The following is a 9,941-nucleotide window of genomic DNA, read 5'->3' on the forward strand; positions in this document are numbered from 1 at the left end:
TGAATAAGGAGCCGCGCGGGTGCAGGCGGCGCTCGCGGCCCGCCGGCAGGACCTGGCGCCGTTCTGGCTGCGGATGCAGGAGCGGCCGGCCCGGGTGGAGGGCCACGCGCTGGTGGTGGACGGCGAGGACACGTTCACGGCGATGCTGGCGCACGTGCTGCGGGCCTGCGGGCTGGAGGTGACCGTACGCCGCTACGACGAGCCCGGGCTGCACGGGGCGGTCCTGGCCCACGCGGGCCCGGTGGTGCTGGGGCCGGGGCCGGGCGATCCGGCCGACGCGGCCGACCCGAAGATGCGGATGATGCGCCGCCTGGCGGCGGACCTGCTGGCCGGGCACCGGCACGGGGTGCTGGGCGTGTGCCTGGGCCACGAGCTGCTGGCCGCCGAGCTGGGCCTGCCGCTGGTCCGCAAGGCGGAGCCGGCGCAGGGCGCCCAGACCCGGATCGACCTCTTCGGCACGCCGGAGGTGGTCGGCTTCTACAACACGTTCACGGCGGCCTGCGATGCGGAGCTGGCCGGCCGGCTGGCCGGGCGGGGCGTGGAGGTCGCCCGTGACACGGTGACGGGCGAGGTCCACGCGCTTCGCTCCGCGGCGGGCTTCGCGGGCGTCCAGTTCCACCCGGAGTCGGTCCTCACCCTGCGCGGCGCGGACATCGTCCGCGACCTCCTGACCTCCGTCACGGCCCCGACCCCGGCGTAGCGCATCCGCTGCGCGGGGCCTGTTCCCCTACCCGCCCCTTCCCGAACTGGGGCTCCGCCCCAGACCCCGCGCCTCAAACGCCGGCGGGGCTGGATAAATCCAGCCCGCGCGGCGTTTGAGCGCACCGGGCGCGGAGCGCACGGAACGGGGTCTGGGGGCGGAGCCCCCAGTTTCGGGAAGGGGCGGGTAGGGGAACAGGCCCCGCGCAGCGGCACCGCAAGATCACGCAGGCGACAGGACGTTCTCGCTGCGCCGCCCGGCCAGGTAGTCCGCCACGTTGCAGACGGTCGTCTCGATGATCTGCCCCACCGCTTCCTGCGTGAAGTACGCCTGGTGGCTGGTCACCACCACGTTCGGGAAGGTGACCAGCCGGGCCAGGGTGTCGTCGGTGACCGGCTCCAGGGACTTGTCCAGGAAGAAGAGGCCGGCCTCCGCCTCGTACACGTCGAGGCCGACCCCCGCGAACCGGCCCGCGCGCAGCTCGGCGACCAGTGCCTCGCTGTCGATGAGGCCGCCGCGGCTGGTGTTGACCAGGATGGCGTCGTCCTTCATCGAGCGCAGGGCGGCCGCGTCGATGACGTGGTGGGTCGCCTCCAGCAACGGCACGTGCAGGCTCACCAGGTCCGCCTCGGCGAGCAGCTGCTCCTTCTCCACGTACTTCATGCCCAGTTCCAGGCAGGCCGGGTTCTGCACCAGGTCCCAGCCGAGGAGCTGCATGCCGAAGCCGTGGGCGATCCGGGCGAACGCCTCGCCGATCTTTCCGGTGCCCATGACGCCGGCCGTGCGGCCGTGCATGTCGCGGCCCATGAGCCCGTGGAGGCGGAAGTCGAAGTCCCGGCTGCGGTTGGCGGCGCGGACGAGCCGCCGGTCGACCGCCATCGCCAGCGTCCAGGCGAACTCGGCCACGGAGTACGGGGAGTAGTACGACACCCGGCTCACGGTCAGCCCGAGCTGCCGGGCCACGTCGAGGTCGATGTTGTTGAAGCCGGTGGAGCGCTGGGCGATCATCTTCGTCCCGCCGTCCGCGAGCACGCGCAGCACCCGCCCGCTCAGGTCGGAGTTGACGCTGGACGAGACGATCTCGTAGCCGGCGGCGATCGGCGCAGTGTCCTCGGACAGGAAGACGTCGAGGCAGCGGACCTCGTGCCGGCCCTCGAACGCCTTCTCGATCAGGGGCCGCTCGTCCGCCTGTACACCGAAGGCCAGGATCTCCACTGTCGCTCCCAATGGGTCGCTCGGGGGTTGCTAGGACGCGGTCGGGCCGGGCCCGGCAGGTCGGGGTCCGGGCCCGGATCGTTCCTCACGCTACGACCCCCCGGCGCGGCCTGCGCAGTGGCCGGCCGTCCCTCGGCCGGGGGCCGGACGACCCCCGGCCCGGGACGAACGGCCGCCGCGACCGCCGGCCGCCGACCGCCGCCGGCGCCACCCGGTCAGCCGAAGAACACCCCGACCTCCTTGTACAGCGCCGGGTCCACCGTCTTCAGCTTCGCCGTGGCCTCGGCGATGGGCACCCGTACGACGTCCGTGCCACGCAGGGCGACCATCTTGCCGAAGTCCCCGTCCCGCACCGCGTCGATGGCGTGCAGCCCGAAGCGGGTGGCCAGCCAGCGGTCGTACGCGCTCGGGGTGCCGCCGCGCTGGACGTGGCCGAGGACCGTGGTGCGGGCCTCCTTGCCGGTGCGCGCCTCGATCTCCTTGGCCAGCCACTCGCCGACCCCGGAGAGCCGGACGTGCCCGAAGGAGTCCTTCGTCGCGTCCTTCAGCACCAGCTCCCCGTCCTTGGGCATGGCGCCCTCGGCGACCACCACGATCGGCGCGTAGCTCGCCCTGAAGCGGGAGGTCACCCAGGCGCACACCTGGTCGATGTCGAAGCGCTGCTCCGGGATGAGGATGACGTTCGCGCCGCCCGCCAGGCCCGAGTGCAGGGCGATCCAGCCGGCGTGCCGGCCCATCACCTCGACGACCAGGACCCGCATGTGCGACTCGGCGGTGGTGTGCAGCCGGTCGATGGCCTCGGTGGCGATCCCGACGGCGGTGTCGAAGCCGAAGGTGTAGTCGGTGGCCGAGAGGTCGTTGTCGATGGTCTTGGGTACGCCGACGCACGGGATGCCGAACTCCCCGTGCAGCCGGGCCGCGACGCCCAGGGTGTCCTCGCCGCCGATCGCGACGAGCGCGTCGACCTCGTGCTTGGCGAGGTTCGCCTTGATGTCGCGCACGCCGTGCTCCGAGGAGAAGGGGTTGGTGCGCGAGGAGCCCAGGATCGTGCCGCCGCGGGGCAGGATGCCGCGTACGGCGGGGATGTCCAGCCGGACGGTGTCGCCCTCCAGCGGGCCGCGCCAGCCGTCCCGGAAGCCGACGAACTCGTATCCGTACTCCTGCACGCCCTTGCGGACGACCCCGCGGATGACCGCGTTGAGCCCGGGACAGTCGCCGCCCCCGGTCAGCACTCCGACCTTCATGGAATCTTTCTTCGCCATGGCGGTCACGCTAGTGGTGACGCAGGTCACAACAGGGGGCTGTGGAGGGGCGATTCCGGTGGAATCACGAGGCGCCGTGCACGCCGGTTCACCCGCAAGGGTTACGCGTCGTCCAGCCCGCGCTCGATGGCGTAGCGGACGAGCTCCACGCGGTTGTGCAACTGGAGCTTGCCCAGGGTGTTCTGGACGTGGTTCTGCACCGTGCGGTGGGAGATGACGAGCCGTTCGGCGATCTGCTTGTACGACAGGCCCTTCGCGACGAGCCGCAGCACCTCGGTCTCCCGTTCGGTCAGCTGCGGGGCCTTGGGCTCGTCGGGGGCGGCCGGGGCCGGGTCCGACGCCAGCCGGCGGTACTCGCCGAGCACCAGGCCGGCCAGACCCGGCGTGAACACCGGGTCGCCGACGGCGGTGCGGCGGACGGCGTCGATGAGCTCCTCGGCGCCGGCGGACTTCATCAGGTAGCCGGTGGCGCCCGACTTCACCGCCTCCAGGACGTCGGCGTGCTCGCCGCTCGCCGAGAGCACCAGCACCCGCAGCGCCGGGTTGGCGCCCACCAGCTCCTTGCAGACCTGGACCCCGGGCATGCCGGGCAGGTTGAGGTCGAGCACGAGCACGTCGGGGCCCGCCGCCTGGGCGCGGCGCACGGCCTGCGGGCCGTCCCCGGCGGTGGCCACCACCTCGCAGCCGGCGGCGGCCAGGTCGCGGGCGACCGCGTCCCGCCACATCGGATGGTCGTCGACGACCATGACCCTGATCGCGCGCTCCGCGTCCGCTCCGCTCATCGTCCCGCCCCGTTCCCGTTCCTCTTCGTGTTCGTTTTCGCGTTCGTGTTCGCGTTCCTCGGCACCTTCAGCTCGACTTCCGTGCCCTGCCCCGGTACGGAGACCAGCTCGGCGGTGCCGCCCAGGTCCCGCAGCCGTCCGCGGATGGACTGGGAGACGCCGAGGCGGCCTTCGCCCGCCGCCTGGTCCAGCCGGCCCGGCGGGATGCCGGGCCCGTCGTCCCGGACGGTGACGATCACCTCGTCGCCCCAGTCCTCGACGAGGATCCAGGCCCGGGCGTCCTGCCCCGCGTGCCTGCGTACGTTGTCCAGGGCGGCCGCGGTGGCGGCCGCCAGCTCCCGCGCGGCGGGCGCGGGCAGCGGCACGGGGGCGCCCGGCTCGGCGAAGCTCACCCGGGAGCCGGCGTGCGGGGCGAGCAGGGTGCGCAGGTCGAGCTCGGCCGTGCCGGGCCCGCCGTCCGACGGCTCGTAAGTCTCCACGCCCTCCACCAGCGCCCCGCGGGAGTTGTCGGAGGAGATCCGGGACGGGGGCAGCAGCCCGCTGGAGACCAGGGTGCGCAGCGCCACCTCCTGCTCCCCCGCCATCCGGCCGATCTCGGCGGCCTCGCCGCCCAGCTCCGCGCCCCGGCGCTGCACCATGGCCAGGACCTGGAGCACGCCGTCGTGGATGTCGCGGGCGAGGCGCTCGCGCTCGCGGGTGGCCGCCTCGATCTCCAGCGCCCGGGCCAGGGTGGCCTCGCTGGCCCGGGCCACCTCGACGACGTACCCGACGGCGACGGAGGCGACCCAGACCAGCAGCACGTTGTGCAGGGTGTCCCGGGTCGGGTCGCCCTCGTGGACCACGATGTTGGCGACCGCCACGACCGTGGAGGCGACGCACGCCCAGCGCCAGCCGCCCTTGAGGGCGAAGGCGAGCACCGAGCCCGCCGTCCAGATGCTGGGGAGGGTGGGGCCGCCGGCCGTGATCCGCTCGTGGGCGTCGGCGACCGGGGTGAGCAGGACGCCGGCGATCGCGACGGTGAGGTCGGCGGCGAGGAAGCCGCGGGTGCAGCTGGCGGCGTTCGCCACCCGGCGGAGGGTGGCGAGGGTCCAGACCGCGAGGACGGCGAGGTAGCCGGCGGCCACGTACGGGTGCGGGAAGGCGCGGTACGCGGACGCGAAGAGCAGTACCGCGTAGACCATGGTGATCACGCGGTAGCCGGTCAGCGCCCGCCACAGCGGCAGCTCGACCGACATGCGCACGACACGCTCGCGTTTTGCCATGTCCCCCACCCCGTCACGGGCGGTTCCCGCCCGTCGTGCTACTGCGCGCCCTCGTCCTTGGCGGCCATCTCGGCCTCCTTGGCGGCCAGCTCCGCCTTGTCGGCCTCCTTGGCGGCCTTCTCCGCCTCCTTGGCCGCCTTCTCCGCCTCCGCGATCTGGCGCTTGGCCGCGGTCGCGTAGATGTCGACGTACTCCTGGCCGGAGAGCTTCATGATCTCGTACATGACCTCGTCGGTCACCGAGCGCAGGATGAAGCGGTCGTGGTCCATGCCGCGGTAGCGGGAGAAGTCCAGGGGCTTGCCGATCCGGATGCCCGGGCGCATCAGCTTGGGGACGACCTTGCCCGGGGGCTGGATCTTCTCGGTGTCGATCATGGCCACGGGGATCACGGGGGCGCCGGTGGCCAGCGCCACCCGGGCCAGGCCGCCGGGCTTGCCGCGGTAGAGGCGGCCGTCGGGCGAGCGGGTGCCCTCGGGGTAGATGCCGAAGAGCTCACCGCGCTCGATGACCTCGATGCCGCTCTTGATGGCCGCCTCGCCCGCGCCGCGGGCACCCGAGCGGTCCACCGGCAGCTGGCCGACGCCCTTGAAGAACGCGGCGGTCAGCTTGCCCTTGACGCCCGGCGAGGTGAAGTACTCGGCCTTGGCGATGAAGGTGACCTTCCGGTCCAGCACCGCGGGCAGGAAGAAGGAGTCCGAGAAGGACAGGTGGTTGCTCGCAAGGATCGCCGGCCCCTCGGCGGGGATGTTCTCGAGGCCCTCCACCCACGGCCTGAAGGCGAGCTTCAGGGAACCCCCGATGGAGAACTTCATTGCGCCGTAGATCAACTCGAAACCTTCCTCTGTCCTGTCGAACAGACCTTAACCCCTGGCGGACCCGACGGGGGCGTGACGGCCCAGGTCGGTCCCTGTGCCGGTCCCTGTGCCGGTCCCTGTGACGGCCCAGGTCGGTCCCCTGTGACGGCCCGTGGTCGGTACCTGTGACGGCCCTGGTCGGTACCTGCCCGGTCGCGTACGGTGAAGTCACACAGCGCACCCGCCCCGTCCGACATCCCCAAGGAGATTCTGGTGCCCGTCCTCCCTGGAGCCGAGCCGTTCCGCCACGAGGGCGGAGAGGTCGGTGTCCTCCTCTGCCACGGCTTCACCGGTTCCCCGCAGTCGCTGCGCCCCTGGGCCGACCACCTGGCCGCGCGGGGCCTGAGCGTGTCGCTGCCGCTGCTGCCCGGCCACGGGACGCGCTGGCAGGACATGCAGCTCACGGGCTGGCAGGACTGGTACGCGGAGGTCGACCGGGCCCTGCGGGAGCTGTCGGAGAGCTGCCGGCAGGTGTTCGTCTTCGGCCTGTCGATGGGTGGCGCGCTCAGCCTGCGGCTGGCGGCGAAGCACGGCGACGCGATCAGCGGCCTGGTGCTGGTCAACCCGGCCAACAAGGTGCACGACCCGCTGGCGGTCGCCCTTCCGGTGGCCAAGCACTTCATCCGCTCGACGCCGGGCATAGCCAGCGACATCGCCAAGCCGGGCTCGCAGGAGGTGGGCTACGACCGGGTGCCGACCCGGGCCGCGCACTCCCTGCGCACCTTCCTGAGGCTGGTGGACACCGAGCTGCCGCAGGTGACGCAGCCGCTGCTGCTCCTGCACAGCCCCCAGGACCACGTCGTACCGCCCGCCGACTCGGCGCGGATCCTGGCCCGGGTGTCCTCGACGGACGTGACCGAGACGCTGCTGGAACAGAGCTACCACGTCGCGACGTTGGACCATGACGCGGAGCGGATCTTCGCGGACAGCTGTGCGTTCGTCGACCGGCTCTCGGACGGCGTCGTGGGAGCCGGCGAGGCCGGCGGGGCCGGCAAGGAGGGAGCGGGGACCGGTGGCTGAGCACGAGGGGCCGGACTCGTCGGGCGGCGTCCCGCCGCTGGACGAGGAGGCGGCGTGGGCGGCGATCGTCGCCGGGTACGGCGAGGAACCGCCGGACCCGCCCGGCGCGCGCCCGTTCAAGCCGATCGAGGACCTGCTGCTCCCGGAGGAGGACGTGGAACCGGAGCCGAAGCCGGAGCCCGCGTCCGAGGCGAAGCCCGAGCCGAAGCCCGAGCCGCCGGCCGGCAAGGCGCCGGAGCCGGGACCGGAGCCCGGGCAGGGGCCGGCGCTGGGCAGCTCGGTGGTCTTCGCCCCGGGCGTCGGCGGCGCGGGCCCGCGCGACCACTCGCTGGCGGAGCCGTCGGACGGCGACCTGGGCCCGGGGGACGAGGGCCACTTCGTCCCGCCGGACCCGGAGCTGCCGGAGGCCGACACCACGGCCAAGTTCGCCTGGCTGGCCGTGGTCGGCGGCCCGGTCCTGCTGCTGCTGGCGGTGCTCCTCCAGTGGGAGATGACGTGGTGGCTGACCACCCTGGGCATCGGCGGCTTCCTGGGCGGCTTCGCGACGCTGGTGGCGCGGATGGCGCACGGCGACGAGGACGATGACGACGACCCGGGCCGCGGCGCGGTGGTGTGATCCTCCGGCACGGCGGGTGCTCCGGCCCCGCTCCCCTGTGGCTTCCGGGCCGCGGGGAGCGGGGCCGGAGCCGTGTTCAGGGGCGCGCCGGCAGGCGCAGGGCCGCCAGCACCGGGAGGTGGTCCGAGGCGGCCTTGAGGTCGGCCTCGTGGATCCCGGGCAGGCCGTCGGACAGACCACTGGGGACCCCGCAGCCCAGCACCTGTACGCCGCGGCTCGCGAAGACGGCGTCCAGCCGGCGGTCCGGCGCGGTCGCCGGGAAGGTGGCCTCGCCGCCCCACGGGGACACCGCCCGGCAGTCCTGGAGCGAGGCGGCCAGCCGCCGGAACGTCGGCCCCTCGGGACCCTCGTTGACGTCCCCGGCCGCGATGCCGTACGGCGCGTCCATCGCCGCGAGCCGGTCCAGGAGGAGCCCGGCCTGCTCGTGGCGCTCCGCGGCCTGGAGGGACAGGTGGGTGGAGATCAGGGCAGCGCGGACGCCCGCGATGCGTACGACGGCGGTGGCGAAGCCGCGCCGGTGCAGGCCGGGGGTGAGCGGCAGGAGCACGTCCTCGGTGCGCTCGACGGTGACCCGCAGGCTGCACAGGATGAGCGGACCCGCGGCCGTCGCGCCGCCGGTCAGCACGACCAGGTCGGTCTTGGCGGCGAGCCGGGCGGCGTGTTTGCGCCAGCGGAAGAAGCGCGGGGCCTCCTGGACGAAGACCAGGTCGGGGGCGCAGGCCCGGATGACCCGGGCCAGCGCCTCCTCGTCGTCGCGCAGCGAGCGGATGTTGTAGCAGAGCACCCGGATCACCGCGGAACCGTCGGGTTCGGTGAGGGAGTTCGGCAGGTCCATGGTGGGAACCTACGCCGCCGAGGCCTTGCCGGCCCGGCATCCGCGTGTGTCCGTCCGAAGCCGTGCCGTGGCTGGCCGCTGCGCGGGGCTGTTCCCCTCCCCGCCCCTTCTCCCCCAGCTACCGCTGGGAGGTGCCCCCAGAAACTGGGGGCTTCGCCCCCAGACCCCCTTATGCGCTTCGCGCCCGTGCGCTCAAACGCCGCGCGGGCTGGATCTTTCCAGCCCCGCCGGCGTTTGAGGCGCGGGGGTTCGGGGGCGGAGCCCCCGAGGCCTAGCCCTGGCGGGCCAGGTCCGCCGCGCCGACCAGGCCTGCCTTGCCGCCCAGCTGGGCAGCGAGGACCTGCGCGTGCGGACGCCACTGGCTGCCGACCAGCCAGCGACGGAAGGACTTGCGGATCGGTTCGAGGACGAGCTCGCCCTCGTCCGAGACGCCGCCGCCGACGATGAACGCGGACGGGTCGAAGAGGGACGCCAGGTCGGCCAGGCCGGCCCCGGCCCAGCGGGCCAGTTCGCGGAAGGAGTCGAGGGCCACGGGGTCCCCGCCGCGGGCGGCCTCGCTGATGTGCTTGCCCTCGATGCCCTCGACCGTGCCGTCGCCGAGCCCGAGCAGCAGCTTGGCCCGCTCCGGGGTGGCGTTGGCGCGCTGCTTCGCGTACCGGACCAGGGCGCGGCCGGAGGCGTACTGCTCCCAGCAGCCCTGGCTGCCGCACCCGCACAGCAGGCCGTCCGGGACCACCCGGATGTGCCCGAACTCCGCGGCGACGCCGAAGCGGCCGCGGCGCAGCTTGTTGCCGATGATGATGCCGCCGCCGAGGCCGGTGCCGAGCGTGATGCAGATGACGTCCTCGTGACCCTGCCCGGCGCCGAAGCGGTACTCGCCCCAGGCGGCCGCGTTCGCGTCGTTCTCGACGACGACCGGCAGGCCGATGCGCTGCTCGACCTTGTCCTTGAGCGGCTCGTGGCGCCAGTTGATGTTCGGGGCGAAGAGCACGGTCGCGCGCTTGTCGTCCACGTACCCGGCCGCGCCGATGCCGACGGCCTCGATGGTGTGGTGGCTGCTGACTTCCGCGACGGCGGTGCAGATCGCGTCCGTCACGCCGTCCGCGGTCGGCGGGGTGGGCACCTTGAACGTCTCAAGGATGGTGCCCTCTTCGTCGACCACGCCGGCCGCGATCTTCGTGCCGCCGATGTCGACGCCGATGGTGAGTCCCATTAGTCCCTCGGTTTCGATCGAACCCCGCCAAGGGCAACGGTACCCGAGGGCGGCAGCGGATCAGTCGAGGTCGATGTGCTCCGCCGGCCCCGGCCCGCCGTCGTCGTCGCGGGGGTCGCGGGCATCGCCCGCCGCCCGCCCGTCCGCCCCGGCGCGGCCGCTCCCGGCGGACGGCCCGGACG

At 73.5% G+C, this 9,941-nt stretch carries 9 protein-coding genes and 1 pseudogene; 3 read left to right on the forward strand and 7 right to left on the reverse strand.

The window, feature by feature from the left end:
* Window positions 1–16: 16 nt before the first annotated feature.
* Window positions 17–700: pseudogene (locus GPJ59_RS27910) on the forward strand (aminodeoxychorismate/anthranilate synthase component II); the annotation flags it as partial.
* Between the two features lie 222 nt (window positions 701–922).
* On the opposite strand, the gene GPJ59_RS27915 reads toward GPJ59_RS27910, so the two are convergent.
* From GPJ59_RS27915 to GPJ59_RS27935, 5 genes are all read right to left on the reverse strand, one after another.
* Window positions 923–1,915: a 2-hydroxyacid dehydrogenase gene (locus GPJ59_RS27915; protein ID WP_219670469.1), complete on the reverse strand. Its 993-nt coding sequence runs from the start codon at window positions 1,913–1,915 to the stop codon at window positions 923–925.
* A gap of 215 nt (window positions 1,916–2,130) precedes the next feature.
* The gene (locus GPJ59_RS27920; protein ID WP_219670476.1) at window positions 2,131–3,159 is read right to left on the reverse strand and encodes a 6-phosphofructokinase; all 1,029 of its coding nucleotides are present in this window, start codon (window positions 3,157–3,159) and stop codon (window positions 2,131–2,133) included.
* 119 nt (window positions 3,160–3,278) lie between these two features.
* Complete coding sequence (locus GPJ59_RS27925) at window positions 3,279–3,959, reverse strand: response regulator (protein WP_219670470.1); 681 nt, start codon at window positions 3,957–3,959, stop codon at window positions 3,279–3,281.
* Window positions 3,956–5,221, reverse strand: coding sequence for a MacS family sensor histidine kinase (gene macS, locus GPJ59_RS27930; RefSeq protein WP_219670471.1), 1,266 nt, complete (start codon window positions 5,219–5,221; stop codon window positions 3,956–3,958). Before macS ends, GPJ59_RS27925 begins: the two co-directional genes overlap by 4 nt.
* 38 nt (window positions 5,222–5,259) lie before the next feature.
* Window positions 5,260–6,033, reverse strand: coding sequence for a lysophospholipid acyltransferase family protein (locus GPJ59_RS27935; RefSeq protein WP_219670477.1), 774 nt, complete (start codon window positions 6,031–6,033; stop codon window positions 5,260–5,262).
* Window positions 6,034–6,288: 255 nt separating this feature from the next.
* Here GPJ59_RS27935 and GPJ59_RS27940 point away from each other — a divergent pair, with 255 nt between their 5' ends.
* Both GPJ59_RS27940 and GPJ59_RS27945 read left to right on the forward strand, forming a co-directional pair.
* Window positions 6,289–7,095 (forward strand): alpha/beta hydrolase, encoded by an 807-nt coding sequence (locus tag GPJ59_RS27940; protein WP_219670472.1) that lies wholly within the window; start codon window positions 6,289–6,291, stop codon window positions 7,093–7,095.
* Window positions 7,088–7,711 carry a hypothetical protein gene (locus GPJ59_RS27945; protein WP_219670473.1) on the forward strand — a complete coding sequence of 208 codons (624 nt, stop codon included), beginning with the start codon at window positions 7,088–7,090 and terminating at the stop codon, window positions 7,709–7,711. Before GPJ59_RS27940 ends, GPJ59_RS27945 begins: the two co-directional genes overlap by 8 nt.
* A 76-nt stretch (window positions 7,712–7,787) precedes the next feature.
* Here GPJ59_RS27945 and GPJ59_RS27950 read toward each other — a convergent pair whose 3' ends face one another.
* Window positions 7,788–8,546, reverse strand: coding sequence for an endonuclease/exonuclease/phosphatase family protein (locus GPJ59_RS27950; RefSeq protein WP_219670474.1), 759 nt, complete (start codon window positions 8,544–8,546; stop codon window positions 7,788–7,790).
* A gap of 271 nt (window positions 8,547–8,817) precedes the next feature.
* Window positions 8,818–9,759: an ROK family glucokinase gene (locus GPJ59_RS27955; protein WP_219670475.1), complete on the reverse strand. Its 942-nt coding sequence runs from the start codon at window positions 9,757–9,759 to the stop codon at window positions 8,818–8,820.
* Window positions 9,760–9,941 lie beyond the last annotated feature (182 nt).

This window comes from Streptomyces bambusae, assembly GCF_019400985.1.
In the GTDB taxonomy this organism is placed as follows: domain Bacteria; phylum Actinomycetota; class Actinomycetes; order Streptomycetales; family Streptomycetaceae; genus Streptomyces; species Streptomyces bambusae_A.